The 15,750-nt window shown below is 39.5% G+C and carries 14 protein-coding genes and 1 pseudogene; 9 read left to right on the top strand and 6 right to left on the bottom strand.

The genetic code is table 11. The features are described 5' to 3' along the window. Positions 1 to 17: 17 nt before the first annotated feature. A complete protein-coding gene (dkgB, locus tag FTU65_RS11475; RefSeq protein ID WP_180005102.1) occupies positions 18 to 824 on the top strand; it encodes a 2,5-didehydrogluconate reductase DkgB in 807 nt (268 codons plus the stop codon). Between the two features lies 1 nt (position 825). Continuing rightward, positions 826 to 2,001 (top strand): MFS transporter, encoded by a 1,176-nt coding sequence (locus FTU65_RS11470; RefSeq protein ID WP_180065576.1) that lies wholly within the window; start codon positions 826 to 828, stop codon positions 1,999 to 2,001. A 40-nt stretch (positions 2,002 to 2,041) separates the two neighbouring features. On the opposite strand, the gene FTU65_RS11465 is transcribed toward FTU65_RS11470, so the two are convergent. The 3 genes from FTU65_RS11465 to FTU65_RS11455 form a co-directional block, all read right to left on the bottom strand. Further along, positions 2,042 to 3,133, bottom strand: coding sequence for a YheT family hydrolase (locus FTU65_RS11465; RefSeq protein ID WP_180065574.1), 1,092 nt, complete (start codon positions 3,131 to 3,133; stop codon positions 2,042 to 2,044). Between the two features lie 203 nt (positions 3,134 to 3,336). Further along, a complete protein-coding gene (locus FTU65_RS11460; RefSeq protein WP_078189187.1) occupies positions 3,337 to 3,741 on the bottom strand; it encodes a nuclear transport factor 2 family protein in 405 nt (134 codons plus the stop codon). A gap of 121 nt (positions 3,742 to 3,862) precedes the next feature. Then, positions 3,863 to 5,887, bottom strand: a complete 2,025-nt coding sequence (locus FTU65_RS11455; RefSeq protein WP_180065572.1) for an NADPH-dependent 2,4-dienoyl-CoA reductase — start codon at positions 5,885 to 5,887, stop codon at positions 3,863 to 3,865. 181 nt (positions 5,888 to 6,068) lie between these two features. Between FTU65_RS11455 and FTU65_RS11450 the strand changes: the two genes are divergently transcribed. Together FTU65_RS11450 and FTU65_RS11445 are read left to right on the top strand one after the other, a co-directional pair. Further along, entirely contained in the window at positions 6,069 to 6,608 is a 540-nt protein-coding gene (locus FTU65_RS11450; RefSeq protein WP_180022122.1) for a PadR family transcriptional regulator, read from the top strand. A gap of 24 nt (positions 6,609 to 6,632) precedes the next feature. Next, complete coding sequence (locus FTU65_RS11445) at positions 6,633 to 7,541, top strand: alpha/beta fold hydrolase (RefSeq protein WP_180065570.1); 909 nt, start codon at positions 6,633 to 6,635, stop codon at positions 7,539 to 7,541. Positions 7,542 to 7,675: 134 nt separating this feature from the next. Here the strand turns inward: FTU65_RS11445 and FTU65_RS11440 are convergent, their stop codons facing one another. After that, on the bottom strand, positions 7,676 to 8,587 hold the full coding sequence (locus FTU65_RS11440) for a LysR family transcriptional regulator (RefSeq protein ID WP_078188530.1): 912 nt from the start codon (positions 8,585 to 8,587) through the stop codon (positions 7,676 to 7,678). A 279-nt stretch (positions 8,588 to 8,866) separates the two neighbouring features. Between FTU65_RS11440 and FTU65_RS11435 the strand changes: the two genes are divergently transcribed. Then, entirely contained in the window at positions 8,867 to 9,781 is a 915-nt protein-coding gene (locus FTU65_RS11435; protein ID WP_180011275.1) for a LysR substrate-binding domain-containing protein, read from the top strand. 320 nt (positions 9,782 to 10,101) lie between these two features. On the opposite strand, the gene map is transcribed toward FTU65_RS11435, so the two are convergent. Next, positions 10,102 to 10,896, bottom strand: a complete 795-nt coding sequence (gene map, locus FTU65_RS11430; protein WP_180011277.1) for a type I methionyl aminopeptidase — start codon at positions 10,894 to 10,896, stop codon at positions 10,102 to 10,104. Between the two features lie 349 nt (positions 10,897 to 11,245). Here map and brnQ point away from each other — a divergent pair, with 349 nt between their 5' ends. Continuing rightward, complete coding sequence (gene brnQ / locus FTU65_RS11425) at positions 11,246 to 12,538, top strand: branched-chain amino acid transport system II carrier protein (protein ID WP_180011279.1); 1,293 nt, start codon at positions 11,246 to 11,248, stop codon at positions 12,536 to 12,538. A gap of 558 nt (positions 12,539 to 13,096) precedes the next feature. Next, positions 13,097 to 13,333 (top strand): hypothetical protein, encoded by a 237-nt coding sequence (locus tag FTU65_RS11420; RefSeq protein ID WP_078188534.1) that lies wholly within the window; start codon positions 13,097 to 13,099, stop codon positions 13,331 to 13,333. Positions 13,334 to 13,607: 274 nt separating this feature from the next. Here FTU65_RS11420 and FTU65_RS11415 read toward each other — a convergent pair whose 3' ends face one another. Then, a complete protein-coding gene (locus tag FTU65_RS11415; protein ID WP_180004966.1) occupies positions 13,608 to 14,069 on the bottom strand; it encodes a hypothetical protein in 462 nt (153 codons plus the stop codon). Between the two features lie 173 nt (positions 14,070 to 14,242). Between FTU65_RS11415 and FTU65_RS11410 the strand changes: the two genes are divergently transcribed. Both FTU65_RS11410 and FTU65_RS11405 read left to right on the top strand, forming a co-directional pair. Beyond that, positions 14,243 to 15,103, top strand: coding sequence for an alpha/beta fold hydrolase (locus FTU65_RS11410; RefSeq protein WP_180011281.1), 861 nt, complete (start codon positions 14,243 to 14,245; stop codon positions 15,101 to 15,103). 216 nt (positions 15,104 to 15,319) lie between these two features. Continuing rightward, a pseudogene (locus FTU65_RS11405) lies at positions 15,320 to 15,622 on the top strand (Lrp/AsnC family transcriptional regulator); the annotation flags it as partial. Between the last annotated feature and the right edge of the window lie 128 nt (positions 15,623 to 15,750).

Genomic DNA, 15,750 nt, shown 5'->3' with positions numbered 1-15,750 from the left:
AAAAAAGAGAATTCCTGATGATTGTTCCTCAATTTGGTGTCGGTACCTTCCGTTTGGCAGGTGAAACTGTCATTCATTCAGTTAAAACAGCCTTAGAGGTAGGATATCGTGCTGTAGACACCGCACAAATTTACGCTAATGAAGCAGAAGTAGGCCAAGCACTCCATGAAAGTCAGGTCAATCGAGCTGATATTTTTTTAACCACGAAAATTTGGACTGAAAATTATGCTGCCGACAAACTGATACCCAGTCTAAAAGACAGTTTAATTAAATTGAGGACGGATGCAGTTAACCTCACACTTATTCATTGGCCTGCACCTGCACTTGGAGTCAATATTCCAGAATTAATGGGACATTTACTTGAGGCAAAAAAACAAGGTTTGACTGAATATATTGGTGTATCTAATTTTAATATTGAGCTTACTCAACAAGCCATTGACAGTATAGGTGCTGAGCAGATTGCAACCAATCAAATTGAACTGAGTCCTTATCTTCAAAATGAACGACTTGCGACTTACTTAAAACAGCAAAATATTGATGTCACCTCTTATATGACCTTGGCTTATGGCAAAGTGCTAAATGACCCAATACTTTCTGATATTGCAGCACAACACCAAGCTTCAGTTGCACAAGTGACACTCGCTTGGGCGCTGCAAAAGGGTTATGCCGTAATTCCATCGTCAACCCAACGTGAACATTTAACCAGTAACTTAAAAGCTCAAGACATTCATTTAACATCAGAACAGATGCAGGCCATTGCCACACTAGACAGAAATGCACGCGAAGTGAACCCACCTGAACTTGCTCCAGTGTGGGATATTTAATATGAAATTCAATTTTCCATTAATTGCATTAGCCGTAGGTGCTTTTGCAATTGGCACAACAGAATTTTCACCGATGGGTTTTTTGCCTGAAATCGCAGCAGATTTATCGGTTTCCATTCCTCAAGCGGGCTTACTGATTAGTGCCTATGCCGTTGGCGTCATGATTGGTGCCCCATTAATGACCTTATGGTTAGCACGTTTTCCTAAACGTACTGCCCTTATTTTACTAATGGCAATCTTTACCATCGGTAATATTTTGGCAACGATTGCACCCAATTATCTTGGTTTAATGGCTGCACGCTTAGTCACCAGCTTAAATCATGGTGCATTTTTTGGCTTAGGTTCTGTGGTTGCAGCGAGTGTTGTGCCGAAAGATAAACAAGCCAGTGCTGTTGCCATGATGTTTATGGGCTTGACCATTGCCAATATTGGCGGCGTGCCACTCGCAACATGGGTGGGGCAAAATATCGGTTGGCGTATGTCTTTTGCGGCCATCACCTTACTTGGCATCATCACCATGTTGGCATTATGGAAAGCACTACCCCATCAGCAACAGACCGAAAAACCGGATGTACGAGCAGAGTTAAAAGTATTAACACGCATGCCTGTTGTTTTAGCACTGCTCACCACGGTCATGAGTGCTGGAGCTATGTTCGCGCTCTATACCTATATCGCACCGAGCTTAAAAGTCTTTACCCATGCAAGCCCTGAGCTTATCACTTTCATGTTGGTCTTAATCGGGATCGGATTTTCAATTGGTAACCATTTCGGTGGTAAGTTTGCAGATCAATCCTTAGATAAAACCTTGATTGGCTTTTTAGTCTTACTCATGATGATGATGCTGTTATTTCCAATTTTAGCAACAACCACCATTGGCGCGGCGATTGCATTAATCATCTGGGGAGCAGCAGCCTTTGCCGTTGTACCACCTTTACAAATGCGTGTTATGACAGTCGCTCACGATGCACCAGGTCTCGCTTCTTCAGTGAACATCGGTGCATTTAATCTTGGAAATGCTTTGGGTGCAGTCGCAGGTGCCGCGGTGCTCAATCTCAACCTAAGCTATGCCGCAGTTTCTTATGCAGGCGCTACACTGAGCGCAATAGCGTTGATTTTAGTATTGATACAGATGAAGCTTAAACCTCAAACGACTGCATGTTGCGCACAAGCTGAGTAATACCCACTCAAAATAGCCTACCCAAAGTAGGCTATTTTTTTTAGTTCGCATATAACTTTAAAAAATCTGCCATTAATTTGGTTGCCCATGAATGGGTGTCAACTAAACCTTCATAATAACCACAGTGACTGCCTTTTTTGGTGGTTACCACCACAACATTCGGCAAAGAACGGATTAATTCTTTATAGGGTTCAAAGTTTTGAATGTGGCAAACAGGGTCATCTTCGGCATTTAAAATCATCAATGGAATTTTAAGATTTTCAAATACATAAATTGGATTGGTAGATTTTGCATAACTTTCATAATCAGTAAAACCCGCCATTTGGAAATAAGCACGCTCAAACTGCACCAGATCTTTACTTTTTAGGACTTCTATTAAAGATGGTGTTGTTGACCATGTTGCAGAATAGGGTTCTACAAATTTCTGAAAGAGCTTCTTGGTCATCATTTTACTGTAAAAAGGATGTACATTTTTAAAGCCAAGCTCAGTATCATAGCCCGGACATAAAGCAAAAGCCGCTTTAAGTGGTGTTTCCTCACCTTGCTCTCCTAAATAGCGGACCAATAGCCCCGTTCCTGCAGATGAACCGACGCCAAATAAATTCGATTCGGGAAATTTCTGCTGAATAAAGGCAATCTGTTCACGCAGGTCATCGGTTGAACCAAATAAATTTATTTTGGCAACTGGCATAGGTAAATTGGCATGACCGCGTCTTAAACACAGTGCAATGCGCCAACCTGTATATAGATGAAGATCCCGAACCACTTCTCGCATACTTTCAGGCGTTCCCGTAATCGTATGCATGAGTACCACAGTTGGCACATCCGCAGGTAAATCTAAGCCCAACCATGCAATGGCTGTGATTCCACCATCAGCCATGGTTAGCTGCTCTATAGCATCATATTTAAGCTTCACTTGACGCTTTTTAATGACATCAAAATACAGTAAATGTGCGTGGGTATTCGACAGCCAAGGCGTAGGGCGATATTTTTCATGTAGTTGCTTTAACTTCGGCAGCACATGTTTCATTTGCCCTTCAGGATGATAATAAAGCTGTGGTAATTCTGCACCGATTGCATGATCTACAAAATTTAAAAGAGCCTGACGCCCTTTATGCATCACATTATTCATTGACCCTACCTTCACCTCGCTTCGCACCACAGCAAATCATTTCAATCTTTTCACTTTGACCAACAAGGCCCATTAAACAAACGTATCTACAAAACCATATCTCACTAGCAATATTTGTTTACTTAAACCTCATAAGCAAAAAGCATGACAATATCCATCATGCTTTTTATCATTCTGTGATGAGCATTTAAAAATCAGCAGATTCAAGGCTGATATTGCATAATGCGCTCACCCATTTTCGCCGCCAATGCTTCCAAGCCACTTTTCGGACGGAGCATGACTTCAAAATCAATCATCTGTCCTTGTTCATTAAACTGAATCATGTCGATCCCTTTTAATTTTTTCTCGCCAACATTGGCAGAAAACTCAAGCACCACATTTAAACCATCTTCTGAGTAAAACTCACGGTGATAGGTAAAATTTTCAAAAATTTGAATCACATTGGTCAAAATAAAAGTTACTACAGGCTTACCTGGATATGGGTTAAACGCGACAGGTGAACGAAACACCACATCCTCTGCCAAGAGTTCATTTAAAATATTCATATCCCGTGTGTCGAGCATTTCGTGCCAACGTGCAACAGATTTTTTTGTTATTTCAATAGTCATGTTTATGTCCTTTTTTGTTGATGAATCATTTCCCTCTCCCCAATCCTCTCCCAAAGGGAGAGGAAGTACGACAACTGCACATCAAATTGAATATAGTCATCATAGTTTAGTATGAGGCTGATTAAATCACCGCTGCCAAGTCAGCACCTTGACGAATTGCACGTTTAGCATCTAGCTCTCCTGCTTCTTTCGCACCACCAATTAAATGTACAGATTTACCCGCAGTTTTTAATTGCTCATACATTGCTGTAAAAGGCTCTTGACCTGCACAAATCACCACATGATCAACATCTAAAATACGTGGTTGACCATCAACGGTAATATGCAAACCTTGATCATCAATTTTGTCGTAGCTTGCACCCGCAATCATTTTCACGTCGCGGTGTTTCAAACCTGTACGGTGAATCCAACCCGTGGTTTTACCTAAGCCTGCACCAACCGATTTAACCTTACGCTGCAATAAATACACTTCACGCGGCGATTCTTCGACGTCTGGATGTTTTAAGCCACCAACTTGTGCATAGGTTGTATCAATACCCCATTCATCATAAAATTTCTCTGGATTGAGGCTACCGCTTTCACCTTCATGCGTTAAATACTCAGCCGTATCAAAACCAATACCGCCTGCACCAATGATCGCTACACGTTTGCCCACAGGTTGACGTTCACGTAAAACCTGTAAATAACTCAATACTTTTGGATGATCAATACCATCTATATCTAACTGACGTGGTGTTACACCCGTCGCCACCACGATGTCATCAAAATCAGACTGAGCTAATTCTTCATAGGTTGCCGTATGGTTCAGTACCAATTTAATCTGAGGCAATAGTTCTATTTTACGTTTGAAATAACGCAGCGTTTCATAAAACTCTTCTTTACCAGGAATCGTTTTCGCAATATTAAACTGTCCACCAATTTGGCTCGATGCTTCAAAAATAGTTATGTTATGACCACGCTCTGCAGCATAAGTTGCAAAGCTTAAACCTGCAGGTCCCGCACCAATCACAGCGATATTTTTCACCTGTGCAGATTCTTTAAATATCAGTTCAGTTTCATAGCAGGCTTGAGGGTTAACCAAACATGTTGCAATTTTCATTGAGAAAATATGATCTAGGCAGGCTTGGTTACAACCAATACAGGTATTAATTTCATCACTACGACCTTGTTCTGCTTTTTCCACAAAACGTGGGTCAGCCAGCATTGGACGTGCCATGGACACCATATCTGCATCACCCGAAGCAAGTACGTGCTCAGCCATTTCAGGAGTGTTAATACGGTTTGAGGTGATTAAAGGAACATTCACAATACCTTTTAATTTCTTGGTCACCCATGTAAATGCAGCACGTGGCACTTTGGTTGCAATGGTCGGAATACGCGCTTCATGCCAACCAATACCGGTATTGATAATAGTTGCACCGGCTTTTTCAATGGCTTTTGCAAGTTGCACAACTTCTTCGAAAGTCGAACCACCTTCAACCAGATCCAGCATAGAAAGACGGTAAATAATAATAAAATTTTCACCGACTAATTCACGCGTACGACGCACGATCTCAATTGGAAAACGAATCCGGTTTTCATAACTGCCACCCCATTCATCATCACGGTGGTTGGTACGTGCAGCAATAAACTCATTAATTAAATAACCTTCTGACCCCATGACCTCTACACCGTCATAACCCGCTGTCTGTGCTAACTGAGCACATCGAGCAAAGTCATTGATCGTGCGTTCGACGTCTGCTGTGCTTAAAGCTTGCGGTTTTACAGGGTTAATTGGTGCTTGAATAGATGAAGGTGCAACATTATTGGCCTGATACGAGTAGCGGCCTGTATGCAAAATCTGCATCGCAATTTTACCGCCAGCATCATGTACCGCCTGTGTAATCACTTTATGCTTTTCCGCTTCTTCTAAAGAGTCTAATTTTGAACCACCAGCAAATGTCACACCATCATCATTGGGAGAAATACCACCGGTTACAATCAGACCTACACCGCCTTTCGCACGCTCTGCATAAAAAGCTGCCATGCGTTCATAACCACCCGGTGCTTCTTCCAAACCGATATGCATAGAACCCATCAATACACGGTTCTTTAGCGTTGTAAAACCTAAATCTAGTGGTGCCAATAAATTTGGATAATTTGACATTTTTTCTCCTTAGCGTGCTGAAAAGCTGGCTATTTTTATCTTCACTTGTATACGAGCTTTCTATTTCCATCTACGTATACAAGATTTTTGCAACTTGTTGCACTAATTTATATGCGAGATTTGATTTTTATGCAACATGTTGCATAATAAAAAGTACAAAACTATTTTGACTGAGCCATATATGTCTTTAGCCCATGTTTTACTCACGAGCTTACTTGAAAAACCGAGTACAGGAATCGACCTTGCACGCCGTTTTGACCGCTCTATGGGCTTTTTTTGGAATGCGACACATCAGCAAATCTACCGTGAACTCAGTGGCATGCAGCAAAAAGGCTGGATCAGCACTATTGAAGATGAGCACAGCACAACCCGTAAAAAAACCTACCAAGTTGAACAACTTGGACGTGTTGAATTAGCCAATTGGATGGTTGAGCAAAGCCCTCCGGCTCAATTACGTGAAGAGTTGATGGTTCGTTTACGTGCAGAAGCTCAGCTGGGTACAAATGGCGTATTACCCGAATTAGAGCGCCATCTTGAAATTCACAAAGAAAAACTAAAAGTGTACCAGTCTATTTTTGCAAAAGACTTTGCACATGCGCATGATGAAGACCGTACTTTGTACATTCATAAAATGATTTTACAGCTTGGGATTGATTTGGAAATCGGTTGGATCAAATGGCTTGAAACCATCATTCCACAGTTGCATAAGTTTAATCGCTAAAACAAAAAATAAATAGGAAGCCGCATGCCACACTATACAATGCCCGATCAGCAACAACTGTATGTTCGTGAATATGGTCAAGGAGAACCCATTCTGGTTTTATCTGGACTGGGCATGCAAAGTTGGCAATGGCACCCTTTTCTATATCAACACCGAAAGCATTTTAAATTTATCATTCCAGACTGGCGTGGATTTGGCGGCTCTAAACATTGTCAAATTCCAAATACGGACACCATTTCAAGCCATTGGCGAGATATTGACAGCTTAGTTTCCCAGCTTGGTTACGATAAAATCACGGTGATTGCTTACTCCATGGGGGCAACGACCACCATGCACGGTTTAAAATACGGTCAGTTTGCCGAAAAAATTAAACGTTATTTGCACATCGATCAAACGCCTAAAATTAGAGTAGATGAAGATTGGCAATATGGTTTATATGGCAAACGTCACACTGAGTTTTTAAGTATTTTAGAAGACATCTCGAAGGTACTTGCAACTAACCTCTCCGTGCCATTTGCACAGCAGATGAATAAACATGACCGTCAAGGTCTGGTCGACGCTTGGTTAAGATTCATAGACTTACAAAATAGCAATCCTTATGCATTATCCGCTTTCCGTTTCGCATACCAACAACCAACTTTACAGAAGCTGATGTTACCATCACAAAGTGTGGCCTATTTATATTGGTATATTCAAAATTATTTGAACCATACTGAAGATTATCGTGAAGCCATTGCAGCACTCACCGCTCCGACGACTTTTTTCACAGGGGCAAAATCGATCCTCTATCCTGCCCAAGGTCAAAAAATTATTGCTGACAGCCTAGTCAATGCTGAGCAGATTATTTTTAAAAAATCGGGACACACTCCATTAATCAGTGAACCGGTCAAATTTAGCCGTGAAATCACCAAGTTTTTAAAACAAGCGATCTAATAAGACTGAATAAAAAAATAGGCTCATTACTTTTCAAGATTGAGCCTATGTTTTATGCAGAAAGGTGTTACTTAAACGTTTGCTTCAAAATTGAATTTCAAATTTAATGTTATTATTACTTTTTAAAATAAGCACTAGAAAACCCGACGATCGTATTCAATTGCTTCCAAATCATATACTTGGTAAACGCAGTCAAATAAAGGACGCGCCAATTCCCCTTCATCATCATTCCGCACAATCAAATAAATTTGGCTAATGGCAGCACTATCCGATAATTTCACATAATTCACATGCCTAAACTGCATAATTTGTACAGATTCAGGAACAATACAAATGCCTTCGCCTGCGGCAACCATGCCTAGTGATTGTTGCAAATCTGCTTGAGTATTAAAGCGTTTCGGCTCCATACCATATTCTAAAAACAACGACTTGATCAGCGTTGCATAACTTTGACCATCCGTTGCTGGATAGATAAAAATCTGCTCATCTTTGAGATTATTCAATGCAATCTGTTGTTGTGAAGATAAAGGATGGCTTGAATGCACCGCAACAATCAGAGGCTCTTCACGCAATAGCACACGTTTAACCGCCTGATCCGACACACGAACTCGGCTAAAACATGCATCAACCCGACCTTCTTTTAATGCCTGAATCTGATCGACTGCACTCAGTTCAATTAAATTTACATTTAAGTGTGGATATTGCTGACGGAACAAATAAACAATTCGAGGTAATAAACCACAGAGTAACGAACCGCCATAACCGATATTAATCGTGCGTTCAGTGGCACTGGCCCGCTGCGTAATGAGCTTAATTTCTTCTGCATTGGAAAGTAATTTCACAGCTTGCTGATAAAAGAAACGGCCAATGGTGGTGGTTCTTAAAGGACGGCTGCCACGCTCAAAAAGCTGCGCACCCAACTCTTCTTCTAAATTTTGAATTTGACGACTTAAAGGAGGTTGAGCAATAAATAGCTTTTCAGCAGCCTTCGTAAAACTCTGTTCTTCTACAACGGCGACAAAGTAACGTAAATGTCTTAATTCCATGACATTGTCCTTTAATGTCGAATTTCTTTCATAATGGTCTTTTATTTGAATATATCAGGACGACACTCAAATCACATCCTTCAAATTCGGTTATTTAAAAGATGTATACACCACATTTATTGTTTGGTCATGCTAATGTGAAACGATTACAAGGTTAACCCGACTTTAGTCTTGGCAATTTTGCTCAAACTTCTCACATGAAAAACTACAAAACGTGATTGACTTCATGAAACAATTCAAGTTAATTAGCAAAATCGTTGCAAATATGGAATAAGAACAGTGCTGAGTGATCTAGATGATTTTTATTGTTTTGCCCAAGTGGTCGAACATGGTGGTTTTAGTGCAGCAGAACGTGCAACAGATATTCCAAAATCAAAACTGAGTCGTCGGGTCTATAACTTAGAAGAACGTTTAGGTGTCCGCCTGATTCAACGTAGCTCACGACATTTTGCTGTGACAGATATTGGTATGAACATCTATCGTCATGCACAAGTCATGATGAATGCCGCTCAAGCCGCACACGATTTGGTTGATCATCTCAGTACACAGCCGCGCGGCTTAATTAAAGTCAGCTTACCTGTTTCCATCGCGCAAAATGAAATGACTAAAATTTTGCCTGAATTTTTAAAGCAATACCCAGAAATTAAAGTGCAAATGATGGTGACCAATCGCCGCGTAGATATCATTAATGAAGGCTTCGATCTTGCGCTGCGTGTACGTTCAAATCTAGACGATGACCCTAATTTAGTTATTCGTAAATTTGAAACGATTGAGCAGCACTTATTTGCCAGTCAGGCCTATCTGAATAAATTTGGTGAACTCAAACAGCCCGAAGATTTATCACAACATCAAATTTTAAGTATGGCGGATGAGCATCTCGATCAACATATTATTGTGACCGATGCACAGCATCATCAGAAAAAAATCAAAGTTAACCCAACGGTAATGGGCTCTGACCTATCGATGTTAGCTGCACTAGCCTGCCAAGATTGTGGCGTGGTGTTATTACCCGACAGTATTGTGTCCGATCATGTGAAATCAGGTGCTTTGGTTCATGTATTACCTGAATGGAAAGCTGCACATGGTATTTTCCATGCTGTATATCCATCTCGTCGTGGCTTATTACCGGCTGTACGTGTTTTCATTGATTATTTAGTTGAAAAACTCAGCCAACATGAACACGCTAAATTTTAGGCAAAAAAAAGCTTACCCATGTGATGGGTAAGCGAAAACTTAAAAACCAAGTAAAATCAGAAACTACAGCAGAATCTGTAATCATATTATATAAATAAAATACATCTTTATTAAATCGTTAATAGCTCTAACTGATTTTCAGAGTTATAAGCAAAACCTTATAAATTAAGCTATAGAGAAAACCTCTTAGTCTTAAAACCTATAACGCTCATACACACTACAACTTATTAGACTAAAGTCAAAAAATATACACTTGTACAATTTAATTTAACTTCAATCCTTTAGATACAGCAGATTCAGGATTAAATTCGCGATTTAGCTTAGATTGCAGGATATGCACCTGTACCTTCTGGCCATGGAGATAGCAACTCAAAACCACTATCGGTCACAACAACCATATGTTCCCACTGTGCCGATAAAGAACGGTCTGCAGTAATTACTGTCCAGCCATCTTTTAACTCTTTAGTTCGCGCTTTACCGCTGTTAATCATCGGCTCAATGGTAAAGACCATGCCTTTTTTTAGAATTACACCTTGACCCGGTTGACCATAGTGTAAAACGCTCGGTTGCTCATGATAAACCTTACCAATCCCATGACCACAGTATTCACGTACAATGCTGTAGCCTTCACGATGAGCAACTTGTTGAATGGCATAACCTACATCTCCCAATGTTGCTCCCGGTTTAACTGCATGAATCCCAGCAACCATGGCCTCGTAGGTAGTTTCGACTAACTTTTTAGCCGCAGGCGAAACCTCACCCACATAGTACATACGACTGGTATCACCAAAATAACCATCTTTAATGATGGCAACATCAATATTGATAATGTCGCCATCTTTCAATACGGTTTCTTTCGAAGGAATACCATGACAAACCACTTCATTCGGTGAAATACAGGTGGTTTTGGTATAGCCATAGTAGCCAACATTGGCAGGAATCACTTTAAGTGTGTTGATGATAAAATCATTGCAGATATCGTCCAAATATTCAGTCGTCACGCCCGGCTTGACATACTCCCCGATCATCTCTAAAACCTGAGCAGCTAAACGACCTGAAATGCGTAATTTTTCAATATCTTGCTCGGTTTTAATCGTGATTTTGGAAGCTTTCATCTGAATATCCTCAAATTTGAATACACCGAATTATAGACCTTTTAGATTTTTTTTGTTTTATTCAGCCAATATTTCTGCATTTATTCGGCTTATAGCATCCTATTTAGTGCTGAAAATTAGAACAATTGATTTATATCTGATAAATCTTAATCGCTAAACATATTTCTATAAAAAAATTATATACAATAAATTTCTTTTATTTATCATAAATATAAATAAAACATTATTTTATCTGTCAATATATTCATGATTCGTATTATAAAAACTATCTATACGATTTATAAATTTTGCTCCAAAAACGAGCTTAATTGCACTAAAATTGCCTTTTTTCACAGTTCATCTCCCCTTTATGACAAGTCTTCGTACACGGGATATTGTTGCCTTAGGTTTTATGACCTTTGCACTGTTTATTGGTGCAGGTAACATTATTTTCCCACCAATTGTCGCACAGCAAGCGGGTGAACATGTTTGGTTAGCTGCATTTGGTTTCTTAATCACCGCAGTTGGTCTACCTGTCATCACGATTATTGCTTTGTCGCGTGTTGAAGGTTCTATTCAAGTCTTAAGTTCACCTTTGGGTAAAGTAGCCAGCATTATCCTTACTGTCGCGTGTTACTTAGCTGTTGGACCTTTATTTGCAACACCTCGTACAGCTACCGTTTCTTATGAAATTGGTTTCTCTTCTTATTTTGGTAACAGCGCAAACAGTCTGCTGATTTATAGCGTGATTTATTTTGCATTAGTGACCATTGTTTCACTTTACCCAAATAAAATTTTAGATACCGTAGGTTATTTCCTTTCACCACTCAAGATTTTAGGCCTCGTTATACTGGGTATCTCTGCGTTCTTTATCCCTGCCGGTGTGATTCCACCTGCAATTGATAACTACGTAACTGCACCAGTTTCTGAAGGTGTAGTAAATGGTTATTTAACCATGGATACATTAGGCGCTTTAGTTTTTGGTATTGTGATCGTCAAAGCCATTACTTCACGCGGCGTAACGGATAGTAAGCTCGTCACCAAATATGCTGTCATTGCCAGTATTATTTCTGGTATTGGACTTACACTGGTATATATCAGCTTATTCAAACTCGGTATGGGCAGCCATGATATTGCTCCAAATGCAACAAATGGTGCAGTGATCCTGCATGCATATGTACAACATGCTTTTGGTGATATGGGCGCTTATTTCCTATCTGCAATGATTTTTGTTGCATGTATGGTTACCGCGATAGGCTTAACCTGCGCATGTGCTGAATATTTCTCAGAATTGACTAAAATTCCATACAAAGTTTTTGTGTTCATTTTAGTTGGTTTCTCACTACTGATTTCAAACTTAGGTTTAACCAAACTCATTGCAGTTTCAGTGCCTGTTTTAAGTGCGATTTATCCACCTGCGATTGTAGTTATCCTACTGAGCTTCTGCTCTAAATGGTTTATTTCACCATCAAGAGTTATTGCGCCTGTTACCGCATGTGCGTTTATTTTCGGTATTTTTGATGGTTTAAAAGTGGCTGGTTTCGAAGATGCACTTCCAAGCTTTATTGCCAATCTACCGCTTGCTCAACAAAATTTAGCATGGCTGATCCCTTCTGTGATTGTGCTGATTATTGCTGCTGTAATTGACAAAGTTAAAAAATAACCTTTTTTGACCTGTCTAAAATCGGAGTTTTACCCGAATGACGATTTTACCTGTGACCAATAATTGTCGAGTTTTACCCAAACTGACATTTATTTGTCCTACTACAGCGCAATAATCCTAAGTCATTGAACTTTTAAATAAAGTTTTATTTTCATGATGAGAAAAAAAGCCAGCCCTTTGGCTACAAAATATAATAATAGTTAAAATACAAATACTTTCTGCAAAATACACCGTACACAAACTCCATGATTAAGCTCGATTCAGACTGTAAGCTAGGCGGTTTCGTGTCATAAAGCCGATATACCCGTGTTGGTATATATATTGCTTATTCATACATAGATATTATGCATCGACCATTTTACTCACCAGTCAACACCTTTAGATTCATAATATTTAGTATATGAATAAAATGATTATTCTTATACGATGATCTAACATAGTTTTATGACAAAATAATGACATTTACTATTGAAATACTTCTAGTTTCGAAGTACAACAGTAGTTCAAACCTGACCAAAATCATGGGTTTTGGCTAAACAACAACAAGGAGGGGTGGAGATGTTATCAGTACATTTCAAAAAGCAATTCTTCATTAACGCTCTGAAGGCAAATAAGAACATGGTGACCTATACAAGCACCACTATTGCTCTCATGCTGACACTACTTATTCAAGGCTTAATACAAGGAAATTTAAGACCTGAATATTTTGCTTATGCGCTTATTGTCTCTGTAGCCTTTTATTTATGGGCAGTCATTGACCACAAATATCGAAAGCAAAAATCAACAGAATTTTAAGTTAGAAGATGGATGAGGCATCATCCATCTTGAAAAAAGAAAAGATGCCACCCCTACCTTCTCGATCATTCAATCCATTTTAAATAACAATAAAAATAATCCCTAAAATAACCAGAAAATCATCAGCCTTTTCTCATAAATTTTCAATTCTGCAGAACTTAAAATTTTGTTTATATAAATTCTTCTACCGAACAATCGCCTGCACTTTAAAAGCTTTTATCTCCTGATTAGCCTCCAATCTAATTGGTACTATTTATGATTGATACTACTTTGCTTAAAACCAAAATTTAACGATGACTCCAAAGAGCAATCCGAGTGTTGCAATTAACTCACCAATCACCAATCCAAGCATTGCCATACTCATCATCCATTTAGGCAAATGCCATTTGCCTAAGACGTGTGGCACTTTAAATTGATTGGTGGTATCGGCTAAATAGCCATGCAGTACATAACTTAAAATCGAAAAGCTAAAAAAGAACAGATTGATGATTACAAACAGTAAATTGAGTGTATGTGGAAGTGCTGAAAAATAGGCCAATACCGCCAAAATGAGTGTCGCTGGGGCGTATAACAAACTGCTCCGATGTGCGATATCTACATAATAATGCGCACGTGCCAGTTCTGACTGCCTTATTTGTGCATATTTCCACACACCTGTGAGCATACCTACCCATAAATAAATCCCACTAAAAACTATCGCAATTTTTACTGCACCCGAAAGTTGAAGCATGTCCATTTTAATTTACATCCATTATTCAATTACACTCATTATTTTTATCTGTATTTCTACTGCAATAGTACTTGCTTCAAACCTGTTATGACATGACTTTAGAGTCATACTCTTTTCAGGTTTCTTTTTGGAACTTGTGTAAATTAGAGTCATCGGAACACACCCATGAAGTTTGAATCATGTCATCATCTGAAAAACTCACGATTCATTGCCAAGACGGTTATTCACTGAGTGCGCGCTTTTATCCGCACCAGACAGAGCTCAAACAGGTTTTACCTGTGTTGATTTGTCCAGCCACAGGCATTACCAAGCAATTTTATAATAGTTATGCAACATGGTTGAGCCAACAAGGCTATGACGTTTTAGTTTTTGATTTTCGTGGTATTGGTGAGTCGCTACACAGCCCTTTAAAACAATCGACAGCAAGTATTGTGCAATGGGGGCAGCTTGATATCCCTGCGGCAATCGACGCTTTGATCAGTAAAACGCAAGCGCCTAAAGTCATATTACTCGGTCATAGCGCAGGCGGACAATTATTAGGTATCGTGCCAAATTATGACAAAGTTGCCAAAGTGGTAGCTGTTTCTGGCTCTACGGGGCATGTCAAAGATCTTAAAGGTCGTACCAAGCTTTTAGCCCCAGTGATGTTTAATGTGATCTTCCCGATTGCACGCTATACCATTGGCTATGGGCCGACCAATGCGATTGGCATGGGGGAAAATTTGCCAAAAGATGTAGCTCGTGAATGGGCTGAATTTTGTAGCAAACCTGGTTATGTCATCAATGCCTTAGGCAAAACTGTTCAGCATGATTTTCATCAAAAAGTGAGCTGCCCGATCACCGCCGTATGGAGCTCCGATGACGAAATTGCCACGGAAGCCAATGTCAAAGACTTGCTGCGCTTATACCCGAATGCTTCGACTCAAATGATTGAGTTAAAACCGAAAGAAACAGGTCATAAAGCCATCGGACATATGTTGATGTTTAAATCGTCACATCAAAACCTATGGCCGATCATTGAACAACAGTTACACGCTTAAGTTTTTGCCACTCAGTCAGTAATCCGGCTGAGTGGTCTTTTTATGGTCTGCACAAGATTTTCTACTTTTAGATTCAATCACACTACCTAACACCTTACATATTTTATTTTTCTATCTTTAAAATCTGCACTGAACGTCCAAGTGTGCTTATTTTCTTCAGCCGACCATTGCAAAAAATGATATAACTATTTTTTCTCAATTATATTCTATTTTGGCATGAGTGAAGCACGACACAACCTCGACAGAATTGATCGCTTAATATTATCCGCATTAAGAGAAGATGGACGACTCACCATAGCCCAGCTTTCTGAACGTGTTGGTCTCTCCTCTTCGCCATGTTGGACACGCTTAAAACGTCTAGAAAATTTAAAAATTATCGATGGTTATACAGCCAACATCAATCCAAAATCGATTGGGATCAATGAATTATTCTTTATTGAAATCACATTAGAACGTCACGATGATGAAATTTTAGATCAATTTAGTGAAACTTTAGCCAATATGCCAGAAGTGGTAGAGGTGTCAACGGCATTCTAAAATTGACCCCTTTTACCTTTCAAATGGCAAAGTAAAATTGACCCCTTTGATCTCGTATTAAGTTTCAACCTGGGGCTGAATCCCAATTCTTTTTTTATCCTTCAAACGAT

Source organism: Acinetobacter sp. YH12129, assembly GCF_013418685.1.
GTDB lineage: Bacteria > Pseudomonadota > Gammaproteobacteria > Pseudomonadales > Moraxellaceae > Acinetobacter > Acinetobacter amyesii.
The sequence above is the reverse complement of the archived record's forward strand: the minus strand, read 5'-3'. Positions and strand labels throughout refer to the sequence as shown.

Coding starts and splice junctions, on each gene's coding strand:
- dkgB (WP_180005102.1), top strand. CDS start 18: ATGATTGTTCCTCAATTTGGTGTCGGTACCTTCCGTTTGGCAGGTGAA.
- FTU65_RS11470 (WP_180065576.1), top strand. CDS start 826: ATGAAATTCAATTTTCCATTAATTGCATTAGCCGTAGGTGCTTTTGCA.
- FTU65_RS11465 (WP_180065574.1), bottom strand. CDS start 3,133: ATGAATAATGTGATGCATAAAGGGCGTCAGGCTCTTTTAAATTTTGTA.
- FTU65_RS11460 (WP_078189187.1), bottom strand. CDS start 3,741: ATGACTATTGAAATAACAAAAAAATCTGTTGCACGTTGGCACGAAATG.
- FTU65_RS11455 (WP_180065572.1), bottom strand. CDS start 5,887: ATGTCAAATTATCCAAATTTATTGGCACCACTAGATTTAGGTTTTACA.
- FTU65_RS11450 (WP_180022122.1), top strand. CDS start 6,069: ATGTCTTTAGCCCATGTTTTACTCACGAGCTTACTTGAAAAACCGAGT.
- FTU65_RS11445 (WP_180065570.1), top strand. CDS start 6,633: ATGCCACACTATACAATGCCCGATCAGCAACAACTGTATGTTCGTGAA.
- FTU65_RS11440 (WP_078188530.1), bottom strand. CDS start 8,587: ATGGAATTAAGACATTTACGTTACTTTGTCGCCGTTGTAGAAGAACAG.
- map (WP_180011277.1), bottom strand. CDS start 10,896: ATGAAAGCTTCCAAAATCACGATTAAAACCGAGCAAGATATTGAAAAA.
- brnQ (WP_180011279.1), top strand. CDS start 11,246: ATGACAAGTCTTCGTACACGGGATATTGTTGCCTTAGGTTTTATGACC.
- FTU65_RS11420 (WP_078188534.1), top strand. CDS start 13,097: ATGTTATCAGTACATTTCAAAAAGCAATTCTTCATTAACGCTCTGAAG.
- FTU65_RS11415 (WP_180004966.1), bottom strand. CDS start 14,069: ATGGACATGCTTCAACTTTCGGGTGCAGTAAAAATTGCGATAGTTTTT.
- FTU65_RS11410 (WP_180011281.1), top strand. CDS start 14,243: ATGTCATCATCTGAAAAACTCACGATTCATTGCCAAGACGGTTATTCA.